This is a genomic window from Lactobacillus acetotolerans DSM 20749 = JCM 3825, assembly GCF_001436775.1.
GTDB lineage: Bacteria > Bacillota > Bacilli > Lactobacillales > Lactobacillaceae > Lactobacillus > Lactobacillus acetotolerans.
In genome coordinates this window covers 1-21,010 of sequence record NZ_AYZC01000006.1, presented here as the reverse complement: position 1 = coordinate 21,010, position 21,010 = coordinate 1, and the positions used below count along the sequence as shown (strand labels likewise).

Sequence of the window (21,010 nt, the reverse complement as noted above, 5' to 3'; positions counted from 1 at the left end):
CGTTTAAGTATAGTTTAAGCTGTTTGCGTTGATGTACCAGCAATTTTTGCTTTGTTAAGTAATAATGAACTGGTTAAAACAGATACTGAGGAGAAGGCCATGGCTAAACCGGCTAATTCAGGACTTAATTGCAAACCTACACCTGCAAATAAACCAGCAGCAATAGGGATGCCGATTAAGTTGTAAATCAGTGCCCAGAACAAGTTTAACTTAATTCTGTTGAAGGTCTTCTTAGAAATATCCAAAGCTTTGACAACGCCCATTAAATCGTTTTGAACGAGGACGATTCCGCCAGATTCAATGGCGATATCTGTGCCAGCACCCATGGCAATACCGACATCAGCAGTAGAAAGTGCAGGAGTATCATTAATACCGTCGCCAACGAAGGCAACTTTATTGCCAGCTTTTTGTAATTTCTTGATGTTAGCCACCTTATCAGTTGGGAGAACCCCAGCAATGATTTGGTCAATACCGACTTGCTTGCCGATAGCTTGGGCAACATTTTTATTATCACCTGTAAGCATAACAGTCTTTAAACCACGCTTCTTGAGTTCGGCGATGGCAGCTTTGGCACTTGGCTTCGGTACATCTTGAATGGCAATTAAACCGATGACTTGCTGATCTAAGCCAACATAGATAACAGTTTTAGCTTCGTTTTGTAATTGTTCAGCTTCAGCTTGTATTTCCTGAGAAATATTGCTGTTTGCGAATAATTTATTACTACCGACAAGTGCTGTGTGATTATTGAAGTTGGCTTTAACACCTTTACCTTCAATTGCAGCAAAGTTATCTACTTTTACTGGAGCAATCTTTTCTTCCTTAGCTTTTTTTATAATTGCTGTGGCTAGTGGGTGTTCAGATGACTCTTCAAGGCTTGTGGCAACTGTTAAGACGCGTTTGCTGTCGCCAACAATATCGGTAACCTTAGGTTTACCAATGGTGATGGTACCAGTCTTATCAAAGACGACGGTGTCAATATTGGTAACTTTTTCTAGTACTTCACCATTTTTAATTAAGACACCCATTTTGGCACTTTTGGCAGTTCCAACCATTAAGGCAGTTGGGGTTGCGAGTCCAAGAGCACAAGGACAAGCAATTACGATGACTGAAACGGCGAAAAGAATAGCGTTAACTAAACTGGCATTTAAAAATACGTACCAAATAACAAATGTGATAATGGCAATTATTAATACGGCTGGTACGAAGAAGCCAGAAATTTTATCAGTTAGATTTTGGATAGGAGCATGGCTAGTCTGTGCTTTTTTAACTAATTCAACAATCTGGGACAACATTGTGTTGGAACCAACTTTGGTAGCTTTGAAAGTAAAGGTTCCGTTACTATTAATGGTTGCACCTACAACCTTGTCACCCTTTTTCTTAGTGACCGGCATACTTTCGCCAGTTACCATCGATTCATCAATTGTAGTTGTTCCTTCAGTAATAGTACCATCAACTGGGATCTTTTCACCAGGCTTGACACGTAAGATATCGCCAACGTGAACCTCTTTTAATGGTAATTTAACGAATTCTCCGTTGCGAAGTACGTCTGCATCTTTAGCCTGTAAATTGATTAATTTGGATAATGCGTTTGATGCATTGGAGTGCATCTTTTCTTCCATGGCGTCACCAAGTAACACAAAGATAGTCACGAAGGCGGCACTTTCGAAGTAGACCGCACGGTTGGTGAACATAGCAAAAATACTGTAGAAGTATGCTACGGATGTACCGACAGCTACAAGTGTATTCATGTTGGCATTATGTTTCTTAAAAGCGGCCCAAGCACTCTTCCAATATGGTGCAGCTGAAATCAACATAATTACCGTGGTTGTGATAAATGCTATCCAATTATATCCAGGCATCATCCAGTGGAAAGGCATTGCCAACATCTGGATAATCATTGGAATTGATAAAATTAATGCGATCCAAAAACGTTTAATATTTGAAAGTTTCATTACTTAACTACCACCTTTCCATGGAACATACCCATTTGACAAGTAAAGTCATATTCGCCTGGTTTATTAGTTGGGATTTTAACAGGTGTTACATCTTTCTTGGATAAATCTTTGTTAACTCCGAGTTGATCGAAAACTACGTGAGAAAGACAAGCGGTTGAATCTTTTAAATCGAAGTTTACTTCGGCTGGGACATTTTTCTCTAGGACGATGGTTGAAGGAGAATAGCCACCATTAACAACTACATCAGCTTCCTGCTTGCCTTTAGTTACGTTCGCATTTTCAGCAGTTTCTTGATGTTTACCAAAGAACCACCAAATAATAAAACCGATTAATAAAATTGCTGCAATCAATACTATGATTTGATTAGTATTCATAAGTTTTACCTCCGAATTGATATTTGTTTTTATCTATCTCTTTTGTCTACATTTGTAATCACACAATATAAGTTTACAGTTGTAAATATTAAAGCAATAAAAAATTTGCTTAGCGGAACTAAGCAAATAATTGTTAGATAGCTTGAATACTATTATTATTAGAATGAAATCGAATACATAATGAGTAATATTTTTATCACATATTTGTTACTAAGAAAAAGATAATGAAGATGATGAATAAAATATACATCATCGGTGTAACCTTTTTATATTGCTTTGAAGCAATCATGGTAATTGGATAGGCAATCATGCCTAAAGCCAAGCCATCAGAGATACTGTAAGTTAACGGCATACCAACTACGGTTAAGAAGGCAGGAAGAGCAATTTCGAACTTTTCCCAGTGAATCTTCTTTAAGTTACCGGCCATTAACACACCAACGATGATTAATGCTGGCGCAGTTACAGTAGTTGGAATAACTGCTAAGAGTGGGCTGAAGATCATACTAATGATGAAGAAAATCCCGATGAAAACAGCAGTTAAACCGGTTCGACCACCCATGGCAATTCCGGCACTTGATTCTACAGAAGTACCAAGGGGTGCTGTACCAAGGACGGCACCTTCAACCATGGCAGTTGAGTCAGAAAGAAATGCTCTTCCGATTCGTGGTATTTTTCCATTTTTATCAACCATACCAGCTTGTTCAGTCATTCCGATTAAAGTACCAGCAGTATCAAAGAAGGTAACAAGTAAAAAGGTCAGAACAACCATAAATAATTGTGGTGTATTAATATCTTTTAGGTGAATAACAGCTTGACCAAAGGTTGGTGCAATGTTGGGAGCACTTGAAATAATATGGGTTGGTAATGGAATCTGTCCAATTAAAATACCGAAAATAGCTGTGACAACCATTCCGATGAAAATTGAACCTGGAACCTGCATGGCCATTAAAATGACGGTCAGAATTAAACCAAATAGGGTAATCCAGACAGCAGGTGAATTGAATTTACCCAAAGTGACAAGAGTTGAATCACTGTTTACGATCAACTTCCCATTTTGCAGGCCAATAAAGGCAATAAATAAGCCTATTCCTGCAGAAATTGCATATTTTAAATCTTGTGGAATAGCATCTACTACTTTTTTCCGTAATTTAAAAACAGTAATTAAGATAAACAAAATTGAAGCAACTAAAACTGCGGCTAAGGCAGTTTGCCACTTGATATGCATGCCAACACAAACATTGTAAGCAAAGAATGCTCCACTGCCGAGTGTTGGTGCTAAGGCAACGGGATAATTCGCTACTAAACCCATGATGAAACAACCAATTGCTGTTGCAATTGCAGTAACAGTAAACGCTGCTCCTTTAGGCATTCCGGCTGCATGTAAAAGATTAGGGTTAACAAAAAGGATGTAGGAGAGGCTGACAAACGTTGTTAATGCAGCAATTAATTCACGCTTGACAGTGGTATGAGCATCGGTTAAATGAAAGACTTTATTTAGTGTCGTCATTTTTCCTCCTGATTAAACTTTAAAAAAACTATTATAAATAGTGTAGCACAACGAGATAGCGGTGGGATACTATCTGACAGTCTTGATCGTATTTCCTGGGTAATATAAAAGCAGCTCATTATATAATGAACTGCTAAGTTTATTTATTATTTAAAAATTCAATACCCATAAGAAGATCAGGAAGATCACAAATAGTATCCACATCATTGGAGTAACTTCTTTGCCGCGTTTAGCAGCAACCATACAGATAGGATAAGTAATGAGTCCTAAGGCTAAACCATCAGAAATGGAATAGGTTAGTGGCATTCCTATAAGTATTAAGAATGAAGGAACTGCGATCTCTAACTTGTTCCAATGGATATGTGCGGTATTTTGCGCCATTAATACGCCGACCAAAATTAGAGCTGGAGCGGTAACTTGGGTAGTGAATACACTTAGGAGCGGGCTGAAAATCATTGAAATCAAGAAGAAGATTGCAACAAAGACAGCGGTTAAACCGGTACGGCCACCAACAGCAATACCAGCACTTGATTCAACGAATGCACCAACTGGAGAAGTACCAAGAACAGAACCAACCATCATGGCCGTTGAATCTGATGCTAAAGCTTTACCAACACGTGGCATTTTATTATTCTTCATGAAGCCAGCTTGTTGAGCTAAACCAATTAAGGTACCAGCAGTATCAAAGAAAGTAACAAGCAAGAAGGTTAAAACAACGACCCACATTTGTAACGTATTAATATCTTTAACGTGGAAAATTGCTTGACCAAAGGTTGGGGCTATACTTGGAGCCATTGAAATCACTTTATGTGGTAAGGCAATTTGACCAGTACAAATACCAAAGATAGCAGATAAAATCATTCCAATGAAAATAGCGCCAGGAACGTTCAAAATCATTAGGATAATAGTAACCAACAATCCAAAAATAGAAATCCAAACTAATGGACTGTGTAATGAACCTAAACCAACTAAGGTAGATTTGTTAGCGACAATCAAGCCACTATCTTGCAATCCTAAGAAAGCAATAAACAAACCAATCCCAGAAGAAATAGCAAACTTTAAATCTGCCGGAATTGCATCAATAATCTTTTCTCTCAACTTAAACATGGTAATTAGGATGAAGATAATTGAAGCAACGAAAACGGCAGCTAAGGCTGTTTCCCATGAAACATGCATTCCAATACAAACTGTGTAAGCAAAGAAAGCGTTGATTCCCAGAGCTGGTGCTTCAGCGATCGGGTAGTTGGCAACAATCCCCATGATTGCAGTTCCAAGCGCACTGGCTAAAGCGGTAGCGGTGAAGACGGCACCTTTGTTCATGCCGCTGGCACCTAATACACTAGGGTTAACAAACAAGATATATGACATACTGATAAAAGTAGTTAGGCCAGCAAGAAATTCCACCTTAACGCTGGTTTTATACTTATCGAGTCGAAAGTAACTCTTTATAAAATTCATTTTTCTCCTCCATGAGCAAATGTTCGTGTTTTATATCAGTCAATCAGCTTATATACTTTATCATTGATTAAATATTTTGTAAATACGAATTATATGTATAAACAGGAATTAATAATCTCTGTTTTTAATAACCCAATCTAAAAGGAAGTTGACCTAATAAAGATGTAACCGCTAAAATAAATTATAAGAAAACTCTACGATTTATTAAGGAGAAAATATGGCGAAACTGATTTTTTCAGATATTGATGGGACTTTAATTAATACGGATTTAAAGGTCACACCTAAGACGCGGGATGCCATTCGCAGACAGATCATCAAGGGGAACGTATTTGTTCCTGTATCGGCACGGATGCCAAAAGCTATTATGACTGCTGCGGGTCAGATTACCAATGGCTGTCCGATGATTGCTTATAATGGTGCCCTAGTGTTGGATGAAATGGGCAAGCCGCTTAATTCTCAATTCATGACTGCAAAAACTGCCGCTGAAATTTGCCAATATGCTGAAGATAAGAATAGTGGCAGTGCTTGGAATGTTTACAGCGGCTATAACTGGTATTGCTCTAAAAATAAGAGTTCATTAGTTGAAGATGAAGAAAAAATAGTTGCGGTTAAGGCAATACCTGTATCAATTGACCAAATTAAAAAATTAAAAGGTGTACACAAAGTTTTGCTTATGGGCAAGCCCAAAGTATTAGATCAGATGAAGGCAGATTTGACTCCTAAATATCCTAACCTTTATTTAGTTAAATCGGCGCCACATTTGCTTGAAATTATGGTTCAAGGTGTTTCAAAGGGTAAAGGCGTTGAAACGCTGGCTAAAGAATTTAACGTAAAGCTTCAAGATTGTTGGGGCTTTGGCGATAATTATAATGATGAAGCAATGTTAGATGTGGTTGGACATCCTGCTTTAATGGGTAATGCTCCTGAGGATTTAAAGAAGAAAATTGGGACTGTCACGGCGGATAATAATCACGATGGCATTGCGGATGCACTTGAAAAAATGTGAGGATAATTATATTAAATGCGTATAAATGTTCTTACAGAAATTAAAAATTGTCATTTTTGATATTACAGAATTGGGATTATGTAATTATCTGATTTACATAGAATAGAAAATGTCTTTGAAAAAAGTACATTTGATACTTTAGTGTTTTATAATATAAGTGTTATCTGGATTGTAATTTTTTAATTGCAATACAATTAATGGCTTACCAGATAATATTTTTTGCTTAATTTCATTATAAAGTAGCTCATCAAATTTGGTGAGCTACTTTTTGTTTACCTTATTTATATATGCAGAATTTATATATGCAGAAAAATTGATATAAAAAACTGGGCAGTTTTAGTAACTGCTCAGTTTTTCTTTATGCTTTAATTTTAACATCAGTAGGTTTATCCCAATCTTTTGGTAACTTACCCATTTCTTTTAATTTGGCAACTATTTGGTCGAGAACAATTTGCCGATCTTTCTCACTAGTCATGAAGTCTAACTTATCACCATCAATTACCATTTTTGGCGAATAATTATACTTTTTATACCATGGCTTGTAATAACGAAGCAGTCGTTTGTAGTAATCTTCTAAAGTTGCATCGTAACTAAGTTGCTCATAAGGACGACCACGCTTTTGGATACGTTTAATCATCGTATTATAAGAAACTTTGATGTGTACAAGCAGATCAGGTCTTTTCTTGGGCATATTATCGAGCTCACGCATCATATTGTGCAGTAGCTCGTAATAAGTATCGACTTCTTCTGAAGTTGCCCGTCCAATGTCTGCGTTCATTTGGAAGAAGAGAGCATCCTCATAAATAGAACGATCTAAAACATTATTGTCTTCTGTCAACGCGTCTTTGATACTGTGGAAACGCGTATTTAAGAAATATACTTGCAATAAGAAAGCATACTTTTTCGGATCAGCGTAGAAAAGTGGCAAGACGGGGTTGTCATCGACACTTTCGTAGAACGGCTTAGTTCCTAAATAGTCTGCTAAAATACCTGTTAAACTGGATTTACCGGCTCCAATTGGCCCGCTTAAAACAATAACTGTCATCACGTTCCTTCTTTTTCGTTACTCTATAAGTTACCTATAGCGCGTAACTTATTATCAATTTCACTTAAAACTTCTTTTTTAGCATCTTCATTGATCATAAAGTCTAATGAGTCACCGTTGATCTTCATTTTTGGTGATGCATCATAGTTTCTATACCATGGTTCGTAATAGCGAAGAAGCCTAGCATAATAATCTTTCAGGCTTGGATCATTAGAAATTTGTTCAAATGAACGTCCACGCTTTTTTATGCGCTTAAGCATCGTATCAAGTGATACATGGATATAAATCAATAAATCTGGCTTTTTACTGGGATTACCAGGAGTGTCTTCCATCATATTCTCGAGTAAGTCGTCATAGATTTTAAATTCTGTTGGGTCAGCAACCTTACTATCAACGTTCATTTTGAAAAATAATGCGTCTTCGTAAATTGAACGGTCTGAAACACTGTTTTTCTCTTTAATTGCTTGATCGATTTGTGCTAACCGGTGGTTAAGCAAGTAAATGTTAAGTAAAAAAGTGTAGCGTTTCATATCTTTATAATACAAAGGAAGAACAGGGTTATTATCGACCCCTTCATAAAAAGCCTGAGTACCTAAATGTTCAGCTAAAATACTGGTTAAACTGGATTTACCGGCTCCAATTGGGCCACTTAAAACAATAACTTGGATCACGTTCTTTCTAAATACAAGATATAGATACCTAACTAGTTTAATACGATATGTGGGGGCTAACAAGAGGAAGTTTAGTTAAGCTTTTTCGGTAAAAGTCAAGGCAATTTGTATGATACAGGTAGCTTTTTAAATATGATTAGAAACAAAGAATTGCTTTTTTATCGTATTTTAACGATTAGACAACGTTAGTGCTTGTAGTAAAATAGTGGTATAAGTATATAGTTTTATTTTTTGAGGTGTAGAAGGATGAAATCAAGTAAAAAAACAGTTATAACCATGATTGCTATGCTGTTACTAATTATTCCGACAGTGGCTTTTATGGGAAGCTCTAATGCAACTGTTCAGGCTGCAAAAACTTCCTCTAAAGGGATGCTTACCTTGAATTACAATTCTTATTTTTATGGTAAGAATGGCAAGCGGCTGAAAACTTACAAAGGAAGCAAGAGAAATACCTTTGTTGCCAAAGGCAAAAAGGTTAAGTACATGGGTAATCCGGAGCAAACAACCGAATTGAAGAAGCATTATTTTGCTAAATATACTCCCCAAAGTGGGAACACCTACTATTGGTTGCCGTATAAGAACATTAATGGTCATGATTACTATCGCGTGGGTAAGAATGCTTATATTAGAGCAGATAATATTGGCTCGATTGATGGTGAAACAATGTATTATCGGGGAACGACTTATGTTACCGGTAAGAATGACTCTCATACCTATGATTCTGATATGAATGAAAATGATGATGTTGTCAAAAAAGGGCAAAAAGTTGCGGTTGATAAGCTTGTATCGGTCGAAGAAGAAGATATCGACACGCAGTTTTATTATAAAATTGCTGGCAAAGACGAATATATTTATGGCGGTGAAGCCGATTATGAGTATAATGTCACACCCAGACAAAATCTTGAAGTCACTGATTTTAAGTCTCCAACAAAGGCGCAACTGATTTTTAATAAGGATGCCGATGTTTATACTATTAACGGCACAAAGAAGGATCATCCTTATAGGACCACCACAAAGGGTGCAGAGGCCACTGCCGATGAGCTGCTCTATATTTGGTTACCGGATGAGCAAAAATCTGAATTATTCTACCATCTGCCGAACGTGAAGAGTTACGTTAATTCTATTAAAAAAGATGAATATATCGGTGAAGGTTTTGTTAAAGCCTCTGATGTTGACGTTGATAACGATGTAAAATTAAAACCGGTAAATACTGAAAAAGAAGCTGAAGCAGGTGCTATTACCGCTAGTTCAGATGATAAAAAAGAATTGCAGTCTTTAATTAATGATGAACAAACGGTTAAAGCAGGCGATCCTTATAAACTTTCTGAATCGTATTTAAGGGTGAGTTACGATCAGGCCTTGGATGCCGCTAAGCAGACTAATGCCTCAAGTAAAGCAAGTATTGCAGAGGTTAAGCAGGCCGCTTGGCTTTTGGATAAAGCCGCAAAATCATTAAATGGAGCTAAGGTTCAGGTAACTTATTTAAATAAGATAACTAATCGGGAAGCTACCAAAATTGAAGAGCTAGTCAGTGCTGCCACCGGTGATTGGGCAACCTTCGTCAACCATAATACTAAGCTAATTAGTTTTGATGATGACAATGTTCAACACACTTTAAATATTGCAGATTATGCAACGCAGGCTCCTGAGCCAGCTAGAAAAAAGTCAAAAACCGACAACGAGAGTTCTTTATATCCGGAAGACCTAAAGAAGGATGCAACTTTACGTAAATACAATAAGCTGATTAATTACGATCAAAGTAAGACCGTTTTAGTGGCAAAACGTAATACTAAAGTATACAGAGATGTCACCAAGCAAAATCCTAATATTTATATGAATGTTAATAAAGTTAAACTTGCCCCGTCTAAGACAACTTTGAAGAAGGGCGATAATATCGGATACTATGTAAACCCGGTAGTAAAGATAAAAGGTAAGTATTATTTCTTAGTTGCCGAGAAAAAGGTTTACTACGTTCCGGCTCAAAACGTTAAACGAGATAACTTTGCAAAGAGTCCAAGATATAAGAAATATAAAGCAGAACTTGATCGAATTTCTAAGAGCTTCACTAAGAATTCAAGGGCTATGGATGTAACTGCTAAAGTTAACACATATGATTACCTTGAAGATCCGTATGGAGAAATCAACCTGCACCCAGACTCTAAATTTAAGAAGGGTCAGGTTATGTCTATAGGTGATCCCAAGATAGTTAAAGTGAATGGTAGGTATTATTTTGCAGAAACTTTGAGGAGCATATTTGCTGATACCGATGGTTATGCTGTGAGAGCCGCTGATGTAAAGCCTAGTGTTCGTAGCAAGAAGCTTTATTCAGCTTCTAAAAAATAATATGTAAGTAAATAATTTTAATTTAAGGCAAAAATAAAACTGAGGTGAATACGTGGTTCACCTCAGTTTTTTGGATTCATTAATCTGTCTTAAGTTTATTTTATTTCTTATATTTGTCGTCTAATTCTGATGCGGCAGCCTTATCAATGATTACAACTACATCTAAATGCTTTTGTAGGATTGAAGCAGGTACTTGTTCAGTAACTGGACCTTCGATCATTTCTTTAATAGCATGAGCTTTGTTCTTGCCGAATGCCATCAAAACAACCTTCTTTGCTGACATAATGTTGGCAATTCCCATACAAATTGCTGATTTTGGAACTTCATCAATGTTGTCGAAGAAACGTGAGTTAGCCTTAATGGTGTTGTCAGTTAACTTAACTTCACGGGTAACAGTGTCAAATGATGAACCAGGTTCGTTAAAGGCAATATGACCATTTCTTCCGATACCTAAAAGTTGGATATCGATTGGGTTGTCTTTGATAATTTGGTTATAGTGATCAGCTGCTGCTTGTGGATCTTTGGCAGCTTCAAGACCATCGGGAACATATGACTTCTTGAATGGCTTCTTGTCAAACAAGTGCTTTTGCATAAAGTAGTGGTAACTTTGAGGATTATCTGGTTTTAAACCTACATATTCATCAAGGTTGATACTAGTAAGATTATCGCAATTAAGGTCACTCTTTACCCAGTTTTGGTAAAGTGTAACAGGGGTTGAACCGGTAGCTAAACCTAAAACTTTAGCACCATTCTTGATGCCTTTTTCAAAAATTTTGAATGCAGCTGCGCCGCCTTCGATATCGTTTTCTTTAACAATGATTTTCATAATGAATGACTCCTCCTCATTTACTTGTTAAGCATATTATAAATTGGTATATTCCAATTTGTCAACTAATAAAAAAAGAAATTATTGTATTTATGCGCTAAAATTTAGGTAGGAGTGTGAAATAGATATGAGTTTTGCTAAATTAACTGGACTCGGGATTGGAACTTGGAATATTGGTGAAGATCCTAAGAAAAAAAATGATGAGATCGCGGCACTTCACTATGGCTTAGATAACGGGATTAACGTGATTGATACCGCAGAAATGTATGGTGAAGGTAAGAGTGAGAAGCTCGTTGGCGAAGCCATGAAGGGTTATGATCGAAGTAAGATATACTTAATTTCAAAATTTTATCCTTATCATGCAACACCAGAACTTGAGCGTAAGAGCCTAGAAGCCAGCCTTAAAAGGTTAGGAATTGATTATCTAGATCTATACTTATTGCACTGGCGTGGTAATCACCGTTTATCAGATACGGTTAGAGGCTTGCAAGCTTTGCAAAAAGAAGGCCTGATTCGTAAATGGGGTGTTTCTAACTTTGACACACCGGATATGAAAGAATTGTTTACGGTGCCGGGCGGCAAAGAATGTTTTGTCAATGAGGATTTGTATAACCTAGATCACCGTGGTGTCGAGTATGATCTTTTTCCATGGCAACAAAAACACGGTGTCCGTTTTATTGGTTATTCTCCATTTAATTCTGGCAATGGTGATTCTATTCGAGTTACCCAGAATTTAAAGGTGGTTGCTCGTGATCATGATGCTACAGTTCACCAAATAATGCTTGCATGGGCAATGAGAAGCGGCCGTATTTTGGTTCTTTCTAAAGCAGGTAAGGTTAGCCATATGAAGGACAATATCGCGGCACAGGACATTAAATTGACAGAAGATGAATTGCGGTTGATTAATGCGGACTTCCCACAACCAACTGAGAAACAATCATTGGATACGATTTAGCCGTAATACAAGATATAGAAAATAATTTTAAATATTATCAATATGTTGTGGATAAATATGTTGATATGTGTGTAACTTTTTTAGATAAAAAATCGCCTCTTCGTGAAAAGAAGAGGCAATTTTATTTTGCTTTGAAATAAGTTATTTGGATTTAATGTAGTTAACCCCATCGGCAGCAGGAGCTACAGATTTACCGAAGAAAAGAACCAAGACAACAACTGTGATCACGTATGGTGCAATCTGCATATAAACAGATGGAATTTTAGAAATAAGAGGCAGTTGGTTTCCAATAATACTTAGACTTTGAGCAAAACCAAAGAATAAGGAGGCCCACATTGCACCTAACGGGTTCCACTTGCCGAAGATAACGGCGGCTAATGCCATGAATCCTTGCCCTACGATGGTAGAAACTGAGAAGTTGCCAGAAATTGCTTCCGCAAAGACTGCGCCTCCAAGGCCACCCATGAAGCCGGAGATAAGTATACCTGCGTAACGCATAGCGTAAACGTGGATGCCCATCGTATCGGCTGCCTGTGGATTTTCACCACAGGATCTTAGGCGTAGGCCGAAACGGGTCTTATATAAAACCCACCATAATAGGATGGAAATAAGGATTGCGCACCAGGCAGGAGCCGACGTATTTTTAAAGAAAATTGGCCCAATTATAGGGATGTTGGCTAAACCAGGAATGGTAAAGTAGCCAAAGTTTTGGGTAATATTTTCAGTTTGGCCCTTATCATAAATTGCCTTAATTAAGAAGACGCCGAGTGGTGGGGCCATTAAGTTGAGCACGGTACCACTGATAACGTGGTTAGCATGAAAGTTAATCGTAGCTACAGCGTGCAAAAGCGAGAAGGTTAGTCCACAAATACCGCCAACCAATGCTCCGATCCATGGGGTAGCTTTACCAAATGTAGAAGCGAAGGTTAAGTTGAAGACGATGGATGAGAAAGCACCCATGGTCATGATCCCTTCAAGACCGATGTTAACAATCCCAGAATTTTCACTGTATACGCCGCCAAGTGCAGTAAGAATTAGCGGTGCAGAGTAGACAAAAGTTGATGACACAATCAGTGCCAACGTAGTAACAATATTCATTAAATTTGTCCTTTCTTACCAACTTCGATATTAGAGCCATCTATGCCATTATTGGGCCCACGTTCTTTTCTTTGCGGTTGTTGGTAATTATTTTTCTTATCTTTCGTCTTAAATAACAAGCCGATGACGTAACTAATTGCGACAAAGAAGATAATTGCGGCGATAACTATGGAAACAATTTCATAGGGAATACCGGCAATTGTCTGCATCCCTAACCCACCGATTTTTAAAATGGAGAATAAAATGGCAGCCAGTAAAATGCCGATAGTGGTACTACCGCCAAGTAAAGCAACGGATAAACCATCCCAGCCTATGTCTAAGCTCGTAGTTTGCGTGAAGTAGTTTTGGTAAGTTCCTAATCCTTGCACAACACCGCCTAATCCGGCAAAACTCCCGGATAGTAACATTGAAAGAATAATATTTTTCTTGGAGGACATTCCGGCGTAACGGCTGGCAAATGGGTTTGCACCAACGGATTTGATTTCAAAACCCATTGTTGTTTTCTTCATCAAAAACCAGTAAATAATGATAGCAACCAAAGCTAAGAAAATACCGGCATTGATTCGAGATCCGCCAAACATATTGGTTAACCAGTTAATTTTTAAACTGCCATTACTCGAGATATTTTTGGTTGTGTCTGTATCGATTCGCAAATTAGGTGACATAACCTGCTGCATAAGGTATTGGCAGGTATAAAGCACGATGTAGTTGAGCATGATGGTTGTGATTACCTCATTTGTACCAAATTGTGCTCGCAAGTAACCTGCAACTCCTGCAACTAAAGCACCGGCAATGGTCCCCACAATAATTGCCAAGGGCAATAAGATTATTTTAGGCATATTAGGATAAGCTAAAACAATCCAAATTGAAGTTAACCAGCCAGCTTGTGCTTGCCCCGGCAGGCCAATATTAAAGAAACCAGCTTTTGAAGCGATGGCAAAGCCAATTGCTGTAAAAATAAGTGGACTGGCTTCCCGAATAGTTTCACCAATTCCGTTCATGTTTCCTAAGGCACTCGCAAACATGGATGAATAAGCCTGGATTGGGTTGTAATTCCAGATAAGCATAATGATCGCACCAACTAAGAATCCAGCAATAATAGAAATAATTGGTACCAGGATCCGTTTTATTTTTGGACTAACTTTAATCATGATTTGTACCTTCTGTCTTTGCTCCGGTCATTAGCAGGCCTAATTCTTTGTTGCTTGTTTCTTCAGGCTTAACCTCGCCAGAGGCTTGCCCATCATGAAGAACAACGATGCGGTCAGATAATTGCATAATTTCGTCTAATTCATAAGAAATAAGCAGAATGGCTTTTCCAGCAGAGCGCTGAGCAAGTAGCTGTTTATGGATATATTCGATCGCACCGACATCGAGGCCACGAGTTGGTTGAAAAGCGATGATTAAATCACTCTTGAGGTCTAATTCGCGAGCGATAATCGCTTTTTGTTGGTTACCTCCAGATAAATCACTTGCAAGAAGTGTGGCACTAGTTGTTCTGATATCAAATTGTTTAATTAATTTTTCAGCGTGTTCATGAATAGCCTTATGGTTAATAATTGCGTGTTTAGAAAGTGGTGGCCTGTAATATGTTTGCAAGGCCAAATTATCGGCTAAGGGGAATTGTAAAATCAAACCATACTTTTGCCGGTCGGCAGGGATGTGGGCAACACCAGCCTCAGTAATTTTACGTACCTTTTGGTTAGTCATATCTTTATTATTAATTATTACCGAACCAGAAGTAACGTGCCGTAAACCGGTAATTGCTTCCACCAATTCATCTTGACCATTACCGTCAATTCCGGCTAACCCTAATATTTCACCGGCGTGAATAGCAAAAGATAATCCTTTGACTGCCATGATGCCGCGGTTATCTTTAACGTGTAAATCTTTTACGTTTAAGATTTCTTTACCTGCCTTAACTTGGGGTTTGGTGAGGGTCATATTAACATGGCGGCCAACCATTAATTCAGCTAACCGATCATCACTAACTGCTGCCACATCAAAGGTGCCGACACTTTTACCGGCACGAATGACTATTACCCGATCGGCTGCCTCTTTAATTTCTTCTAATTTGTGGGTAATTAAGATGATAGATTTGCCTTCTTTTGCTAAACCTTTCAAGATTTTAATGAATTCAGTAACTTCCTGCGGGGTTAATACGGCAGTTGGTTCATCAAAGATAAGAATATCTGCCCCACGGTATAATACTTTTAAAATTTCTACTTTTTGTTGTTGTGCTACCGTAATATCCGCAACTCTTGCGTTGAGGTCAAGGGTTAATCCGTAACGCTTAGCTAAGGCAGACACTTGTTTTGCTGCCTTTTTTAAGTCTAATATTGGTCCCTTCGTACTCTCATGGCCCAAAATAATATTTTCTAACACGGTAAATGATTCCATTAACATAAAATGCTGGTGGACCATACCAATTCCTAAATTTTTAGCCACTGTAGGATCTTTAATGTCGACTTTTTTACCGCGGACATAAATCTCTCCGGCAGTTGGCTCGAGTAGCCCGGATAATATGCGCATTAAAGTCGATTTCCCCGCGCCATTTTCACCGAGAAGCGCCAGGATTTCACCCTTTTGGAGCGTGAGGTTGATATTGTTATTGGCTTTAAAACCGTTAAAGTCTTTAACAATATGGCGCATCTCAATTATATTTTTAGTCTCTTTTTCCATAATTGATCATGATCTTCCTTTTGATAAAAGAACTCTTCGTGTAAAACGAAGAGTTCTTGAAATGTTACTTGCACTATTTGGATGGTGTAGTAGCAACCTTAATCTTGCCTGCAATAATTTGTTTACGGGCTTTTTGAATAGCTGACCAGGTCCTAGAATCTAGATTACCTTTGGTAACAGATACACCGTTATCCTTTAAGGTGTAAACGATGTGTTTACCACCAGGGAATTTATTGTCGTAAGCTTTGTCAGAAATTGATTTGGTAGCAACATTTAAACCTTTTAGAACAGAGGTCAAAGTAAAGTTAGATTTCTTACCATTCTTAGCTTTATAGTTACCCAAGCTTTGTTGGTCAACGTCAACACCAATTACCCAAACTTTTTTGTTAGCAAGACGGGTTTGGTTATAGTCTTTAGCTTCTTGGAAAATACCATTTCCTGCATTACCGGCAGCCTGATAAATGATATCGGCTTTGTCAGCGTACATTGATTGTGCAATTGACTTAGCTTTATCAGTTGAGGTGAAGTTGCCAATATATTGGGTAGAAACGGAAACTTTCTTATGTAATGCTTTAGCGCCATCACGGACACCTTGTTTAAATCCGGCCTCGAATAAGTTAATGATTGAAGATTTGGCACCACCGACAAAACCAACTTTGTTAGTTTTGGTAGTATAAGCAGCAGCTAAACCGGCAAGGTAGGAGGCTTGGTTACTCATGAAGGTTGCGGAAGCAACATTCTTTTGTCCTTTGATTACATCATCAACAATTACGAAGTTTTTCTTAGGATTTTTCTTCGCAGCGGCTTTAACTGAATCAGTCAGCATGTAACCAACACCAAAAATAGTTTGGTAGCCGGCTTTGGCAGCCTGATCAAAGTTTGGGGTGTAATCAGCGGCACTGCTTGATTGAAAGTATTGGTAATCCTTACCCTTTTTCAGATCATGTTCTTGACCGTATGATTTAAATCCTTCCCAAGCAGCTTGATTAAACGAGTGGTCATCAACACCGTTAGAATCAGTAATTAAGGCAATATCATGTTTACTATTTTTACTTCCAGCATTGCCCTCTTTTTTGCCTGAACAAGCAGTTAGGATCAACCCGAGAGACGCTAAAACAATACCTAAAGACAATAACTTCTTGAACTTTTTGTTCATTATCTTTTATCCTCCACACAAATAATACGAATAATCAATACAAATATTATCATTAATATACGTGTAAATCCAATAATATTATTTTTATATGAAATAAAAGATAATTAGTTAAGTATATTACGAACTATTTATTAGGGTGGGTTGGAATTTTAATTCTATTACTTAAAATTTGGTCTCTAGCTGTTTGTGCATCTTTCCAAGCGGCAGGGGTAATTTGTCCGTGTTTAATAGAAACGCCATTGCCTCTTAAGCCGTAAACGAGGTGCTCACCACCCGGAAACTTTCCTTTATAAGCACGGTTGGCGATATCTTGCGTTGCGACATTTACACCAGTAATTACGGAAGTTAAAACAAAGTTCGATTTTTGTCCGCCTTTTGCGGAATAATTACCAAGATTAGATTGATCAACGTCGACGCCGATTACCCAAACCTTTTTATTGGCAGGACGAGTTTGGTTGATTGATTTGGCTTCTTGGAAGAGCCCATCACCGGCACCACCAGCTGCATGGAAGATGATATCGGCTTTCTTAGTGTACATTGATTGGGCGATTGATTTAGCTTTATCAGCGCTGGTGAAATTACCTACATATTGATTTAGGATGGTTACTTTCTTATGTAACTTTTTGGATTCATCTTTAACACCTTTAGTAAAACCAGCGTCAAAAAGGTCGATAATATCACCGTGTGTACCACCGATAAAACCAACCGTATTAGTTTTAGTTTCTTTTGTGGCTACTACTCCGGCTAAATATGCGGCCTGTTCACTTTTGAAATTAGCTGAAACAACATTCTTTTGTCCGTCAATTTTGTCATCAATAATGGCAAAATTTTTCTTAGGGTACTTTTTAGCTGCAGCACTGACAGCATCCTTTAGTGAATAGCCGACGCCGAAAATTGTCTGGTAACCGGCTTTGGCTGCTTCATCTAAGTTAGGCTGAAAATCAGCGGCACTACTTGATTGGAAATATTGGTAACCATTGCGGCCCTGATTTAAATCGTGTTGTTTACCATAAGCTTTAAAACCTGTCCAGGCAGATTGGTTAAAGGAGTGATCATTAATTCCGCTAACGTCAGTAATTAAAGCTACTGAGTGTTTAGCATTGCTGCTACTGTTACCACTCCCACCTTGCTTTTTCCCAGAACATGCAGTGAGCATTATCCCGACACTAAGTGCAATTGCACCAATTGATAATATCTTTTTTATTTTTGTATTCATTGACTTGAACTCCTCCATAAAATTCCTTTAACAGATCTGAGATTAACAATATTTAGTGGTACTGTCAAAAGCAACATACAAGATAGAGTATTGATAGAATAGGATTCTCATTTGGTCTAGAACACACGATGAGATTTACAGAAGTATGTATCTTGCATAATGCAATCAAAATTTTTATAAAAAAATATAATATCTGACCGTGGATAGAATATAAATCAAAATTTGTATATAAAATTGAATTGCGTAGTTAAAAGGTGAATAATGAATTTTATAGATATTTAAAAAAATTTAGTTAATCAGGAGGCAATGATGAAGACTTTACAAAAATTACTGCAGATAAATGGAAAAGTTGTTTTCATTGCTCATGGTTTTAATCATAAGTACCACTTAAGGTGAAAAATCAAATGAGCAAATATTGAATCACTTAGAATTAGGAGAGTGATTAGTATGGAACTCATTAAAATAATAAATTTTAAAATTAGTTTTGGTAATCGGGATCTATTTAATATTCCGGAACTAAATATTAATACTAACGAAAAAATTGGTTTAATTGGGAATAATGGTGTTGGTAAAACTACTCTGCTGAAAGCTATTGATCAGAATAATAATTTAAATGTGACTCATGGCAAGATAGTTAAAAATTGTTCTACTATTTTTGTTCCCCAACTTTTAGATTATGGAGGGATTAGTGGTGGTGAAAGGGAAAGACAAGCCATTGATAAGGCAATTTATAATTTAAAGCGCGAACCCAACAGTTTGCTTTTATTAGATGAGCCAACCTCGAATTTAGATATAAATCAGCAAAAATGGTTAATTAATATTTTAAACGCACGTGATATCTCACTTTTAGTAGTAAGTCATGATCGGGATTTTTTAAATTCTGTTGTGAATACTATTTGGTGTATAAAAGATAAAAAAGTAACCCAATTTAATGGTAAATATTCTGATTATGAGAAGTTTGAACAAACTAAAAAGCAAAAAGAAGAGGCTGCTTTTAATGTGCACCAACATAGAATTGCTCGTTTAAAAAAGGCAAGTACGCAAAAACTTCAACAGGGAAAAGCAGCTAAAAAGTTAACTCATAATAAGAGTAAACATAAGTCATATTCTGATTGGAAAACCAAGAATGGTGAGCGCGCCGAAAAGAATTTGTTAAAGACAAGTCACATTTTGGCCAAAAGGATAAGTAACGAAAAAGTAGTTAAGCCGATAACGCATAAGAAAATAACCTTAAAAAATATAACTACTAATTTAACGAGTATTACAATTCCTAAAAATAGTAGTCTTGTTAAAATTGCAGCACAAGAAATAACTATTGCTAAGAAAAAATTGTTTACGATTCCGCGTGAACTTGGAATTAAGGCCACTGATAAAATTTTGTTAACTGGTAACAATGGTGTTGGAAAATCAGTTTTTCTTAAAAAATTATATAAGCAAAAAATAGAAGGAATATTTAATAAAAAATTGCGGGTTGGCTATTTTGATCAAAATGTTGCTTCTTCAATTTCTGAAGGCACAGTTATTTCTTCAATAATGAAAACAACAATGTTTGATAGAAGTTCAACTATGCAGGCTTTAGGAGATTTGAATCTAAAGGAACATATAAATGATAAAATTGCTACTTTGAGTGGCGGACAATTAGTCTGCTTTAATCTAGCTGAAACTTTGCTTGGCAAATATAACTTGATCTTGTTGGATGAACCAACCAATTTCCTGGATATAAGTTCCATTGAAGCTTTAGAAAATTTTATTAACGATTATCCTTTTGCTATTATTATTGTTTCTCATGATAAGAAATTTATTTCTGATATTAATGTTAAAAAATGGGAAATTGTCCACCAGCAACTGCTCACGCCTTCTTATGTGCATCAAAATAAAAATATTGATAAAGAAAATCAAATAGAATTATTAAAGTTCAAATTAGATAAATTAATGGCTGATCCGAATGTTTCGATCAAAGAAATTCAAAATATTTCTAAACAATTAAAGCAGTTAAAATCAAAATAATGAATTTTTGATTTTTTTATTGTATTTCTAAATAAAAGTAATAATATATTGGTAAGAACTATTTATATTTTTACAGAAAATGGTGAGTAACGATGGAAAAATTTCTTAGTAGTAATGCATTTAATACTGGTTTTGGTATCGTAATAATTATTTTAGGAATAATTCAAATTATAAATTCAATTCCCTATATAAAAGGAATATTGCATCGAGGAACAAACAATGGCTTTGCATTGATTCCAATGTTTTTTGCTCCAATATTTGGTATGGTGTTGATTTTTAGTGGTATTTACGTCCTTGTAGGTGGATTTAGGTAGAATGAAAAATTAATTTTATAAAGAAGAAGGGTCTAAAATAATTTTTTGGATCCTTTTTCTTTTGGCTTAGAAGTAATAACATAATGTTATAAGCTTATTTATGTTTTTATAAAAAAGGTGAAATAATGAAGAGTTTTCTTGGTAGTAATGAATTTGTTCGGGGCTTTGCAGTCCTATTAATTATTATGGGAGTAATACAGATTTTTAATTCAATTTCATATGTAGATGATATACGAAGCAGAGGAACAAGTAATGGTTTTGCATTATTTGCGATGTTTTATGCTCCCCTTGGGTGCTAATTAAAGCTATTAATTTACACAGTAAAAGGGATCTGGAAATTATTTTGGGTCTATGATATTCCCTGTTGATAGTTTATATATGATAAGCTGTTAGCAGG

17 protein-coding genes are annotated in these 21,010 nt (G+C 36.7%); 5 read left to right on the top strand and 12 right to left on the bottom strand.

Going from position 1 to position 21,010, the window contains the following annotated elements; genetic code table 11:
* Positions 1-14 precede the first annotated feature (14 nt).
* From FC77_RS01825 to FC77_RS01810, 4 genes are all read right to left on the bottom strand, one after another.
* The gene (locus FC77_RS01825; protein ID WP_056969880.1) at positions 15-1,952 is read right to left on the bottom strand and encodes a copper-translocating P-type ATPase; all 1,938 of its coding nucleotides are present in this window, start codon (positions 1,950-1,952) and stop codon (positions 15-17) included.
* Positions 1,952-2,329: a cupredoxin domain-containing protein gene (locus FC77_RS01820; protein ID WP_054681399.1), complete on the bottom strand. Its 378-nt coding sequence runs from the start codon at positions 2,327-2,329 to the stop codon at positions 1,952-1,954. Before FC77_RS01820 ends, FC77_RS01825 begins: the two co-directional genes overlap by 1 nt.
* A 196-nt stretch (positions 2,330-2,525) precedes the next feature.
* Positions 2,526-3,836, bottom strand: a complete 1,311-nt coding sequence (locus FC77_RS01815; protein WP_056969878.1) for an NCS2 family permease — start codon at positions 3,834-3,836, stop codon at positions 2,526-2,528.
* 150 nt (positions 3,837-3,986) lie between these two features.
* Positions 3,987-5,294 (bottom strand): NCS2 family permease, encoded by a 1,308-nt coding sequence (locus FC77_RS01810; RefSeq protein WP_056969876.1) that lies wholly within the window; start codon positions 5,292-5,294, stop codon positions 3,987-3,989.
* A 217-nt stretch (positions 5,295-5,511) separates the two neighbouring features.
* Between FC77_RS01810 and FC77_RS01805 the strand changes: the two genes are divergently transcribed.
* Complete coding sequence (locus FC77_RS01805; RefSeq protein WP_056969873.1) at positions 5,512-6,300, top strand: Cof-type HAD-IIB family hydrolase; 789 nt, start codon at positions 5,512-5,514, stop codon at positions 6,298-6,300.
* A 358-nt stretch (positions 6,301-6,658) separates the two neighbouring features.
* On the opposite strand, the gene FC77_RS01800 is transcribed toward FC77_RS01805, so the two are convergent.
* Positions 6,659-7,345 carry a deoxynucleoside kinase gene (locus FC77_RS01800; protein ID WP_054681397.1) on the bottom strand — a complete coding sequence of 229 codons (687 nt, stop codon included), beginning with the start codon at positions 7,343-7,345 and terminating at the stop codon, positions 6,659-6,661.
* Between the two features lie 23 nt (positions 7,346-7,368).
* The gene (locus FC77_RS01795; protein WP_056969871.1) at positions 7,369-8,016 is read right to left on the bottom strand and encodes a deoxynucleoside kinase; all 648 of its coding nucleotides are present in this window, start codon (positions 8,014-8,016) and stop codon (positions 7,369-7,371) included.
* 246 nt (positions 8,017-8,262) lie between these two features.
* Between FC77_RS01795 and FC77_RS01790 the strand changes: the two genes are divergently transcribed.
* Positions 8,263-10,359, top strand: a complete 2,097-nt coding sequence (locus FC77_RS01790) for an SLAP domain-containing protein (protein WP_056969869.1) — start codon at positions 8,263-8,265, stop codon at positions 10,357-10,359.
* A gap of 100 nt (positions 10,360-10,459) precedes the next feature.
* Here FC77_RS01790 and nagB read toward each other — a convergent pair whose 3' ends face one another.
* Entirely contained in the window at positions 10,460-11,185 is a 726-nt protein-coding gene (nagB, locus tag FC77_RS01785) for a glucosamine-6-phosphate deaminase (RefSeq protein WP_054681387.1), read from the bottom strand.
* A 127-nt stretch (positions 11,186-11,312) separates the two neighbouring features.
* On the opposite strand from nagB, the gene FC77_RS01780 reads away from it, so the two are divergent.
* Positions 11,313-12,140: an aldo/keto reductase gene (locus FC77_RS01780; protein ID WP_056969868.1), complete on the top strand. Its 828-nt coding sequence runs from the start codon at positions 11,313-11,315 to the stop codon at positions 12,138-12,140.
* A 141-nt stretch (positions 12,141-12,281) separates the two neighbouring features.
* On the opposite strand, the gene FC77_RS01775 is transcribed toward FC77_RS01780, so the two are convergent.
* The 5 genes from FC77_RS01775 to FC77_RS01755 form a co-directional block, all read right to left on the bottom strand.
* On the bottom strand, positions 12,282-13,238 hold the full coding sequence (locus FC77_RS01775) for an ABC transporter permease (protein ID WP_056969865.1): 957 nt from the start codon (positions 13,236-13,238) through the stop codon (positions 12,282-12,284).
* Positions 13,238-14,389: an ABC transporter permease gene (locus FC77_RS01770; RefSeq protein WP_056969862.1), complete on the bottom strand. Its 1,152-nt coding sequence runs from the start codon at positions 14,387-14,389 to the stop codon at positions 13,238-13,240. The genes FC77_RS01775 and FC77_RS01770 overlap by 1 nt, the downstream gene beginning before the upstream one ends.
* Positions 14,382-15,920 carry an ABC transporter ATP-binding protein gene (locus FC77_RS01765; RefSeq protein ID WP_056969860.1) on the bottom strand — a complete coding sequence of 513 codons (1,539 nt, stop codon included), beginning with the start codon at positions 15,918-15,920 and terminating at the stop codon, positions 14,382-14,384. Before FC77_RS01765 ends, FC77_RS01770 begins: the two co-directional genes overlap by 8 nt.
* Positions 15,921-15,993: 73 nt before the next feature.
* Positions 15,994-17,076, bottom strand: coding sequence for a BMP family lipoprotein (locus FC77_RS01760; RefSeq protein WP_056969857.1), 1,083 nt, complete (start codon positions 17,074-17,076; stop codon positions 15,994-15,996).
* A gap of 124 nt (positions 17,077-17,200) precedes the next feature.
* Positions 17,201-18,292 (bottom strand): BMP family lipoprotein, encoded by a 1,092-nt coding sequence (locus FC77_RS01755; protein ID WP_056969855.1) that lies wholly within the window; start codon positions 18,290-18,292, stop codon positions 17,201-17,203.
* Between the two features lie 447 nt (positions 18,293-18,739).
* Here FC77_RS01755 and FC77_RS01750 point away from each other — a divergent pair, with 447 nt between their 5' ends.
* Together FC77_RS01750 and FC77_RS01745 are read left to right on the top strand one after the other, a co-directional pair.
* Complete coding sequence (locus tag FC77_RS01750) at positions 18,740-20,299, top strand: ATP-binding cassette domain-containing protein (RefSeq protein WP_056969853.1); 1,560 nt, start codon at positions 18,740-18,742, stop codon at positions 20,297-20,299.
* A 92-nt stretch (positions 20,300-20,391) separates the two neighbouring features.
* A complete protein-coding gene (locus FC77_RS01745; protein WP_056969851.1) occupies positions 20,392-20,613 on the top strand; it encodes a hypothetical protein in 222 nt (73 codons plus the stop codon).
* Positions 20,614-21,010: the final 397 nt, after the last annotated feature.

What these genes read in the sequence shown, in the direction of transcription:
- FC77_RS01810 (WP_056969876.1), bottom strand. Translation starts at nt 5,294, where the DNA reads ATGAATTTTATAAAGAGTTACTTTCGACTCGATAAGTATAAAACCAGC.
- FC77_RS01815 (WP_056969878.1), bottom strand. Translation starts at nt 3,836, where the DNA reads ATGACGACACTAAATAAAGTCTTTCATTTAACCGATGCTCATACCACT.
- nagB (WP_054681387.1), bottom strand. Translation starts at nt 11,185, where the DNA reads ATGAAAATCATTGTTAAAGAAAACGATATCGAAGGCGGCGCAGCTGCA.
- FC77_RS01760 (WP_056969857.1), bottom strand. Translation starts at nt 17,076, where the DNA reads ATGAACAAAAAGTTCAAGAAGTTATTGTCTTTAGGTATTGTTTTAGCG.
- FC77_RS01770 (WP_056969862.1), bottom strand. Translation starts at nt 14,389, where the DNA reads ATGATTAAAGTTAGTCCAAAAATAAAACGGATCCTGGTACCAATTATT.
- FC77_RS01775 (WP_056969865.1), bottom strand. Translation starts at nt 13,238, where the DNA reads ATGAATATTGTTACTACGTTGGCACTGATTGTGTCATCAACTTTTGTC.
- FC77_RS01745 (WP_056969851.1), top strand. Translation starts at nt 20,392, where the DNA reads ATGGAAAAATTTCTTAGTAGTAATGCATTTAATACTGGTTTTGGTATC.
- FC77_RS01765 (WP_056969860.1), bottom strand. Translation starts at nt 15,920, where the DNA reads ATGGAAAAAGAGACTAAAAATATAATTGAGATGCGCCATATTGTTAAA.
- FC77_RS01780 (WP_056969868.1), top strand. Translation starts at nt 11,313, where the DNA reads ATGAGTTTTGCTAAATTAACTGGACTCGGGATTGGAACTTGGAATATT.
- FC77_RS01750 (WP_056969853.1), top strand. Translation starts at nt 18,740, where the DNA reads ATGGAACTCATTAAAATAATAAATTTTAAAATTAGTTTTGGTAATCGG.
- FC77_RS01800 (WP_054681397.1), bottom strand. Translation starts at nt 7,345, where the DNA reads ATGACAGTTATTGTTTTAAGCGGGCCAATTGGAGCCGGTAAATCCAGT.
- FC77_RS01790 (WP_056969869.1), top strand. Translation starts at nt 8,263, where the DNA reads ATGAAATCAAGTAAAAAAACAGTTATAACCATGATTGCTATGCTGTTA.
- FC77_RS01755 (WP_056969855.1), bottom strand. Translation starts at nt 18,292, where the DNA reads ATGAATACAAAAATAAAAAAGATATTATCAATTGGTGCAATTGCACTT.
- FC77_RS01820 (WP_054681399.1), bottom strand. Translation starts at nt 2,329, where the DNA reads ATGAATACTAATCAAATCATAGTATTGATTGCAGCAATTTTATTAATC.
- FC77_RS01805 (WP_056969873.1), top strand. Translation starts at nt 5,512, where the DNA reads ATGGCGAAACTGATTTTTTCAGATATTGATGGGACTTTAATTAATACG.
- FC77_RS01825 (WP_056969880.1), bottom strand. Translation starts at nt 1,952, where the DNA reads ATGAAACTTTCAAATATTAAACGTTTTTGGATCGCATTAATTTTATCA.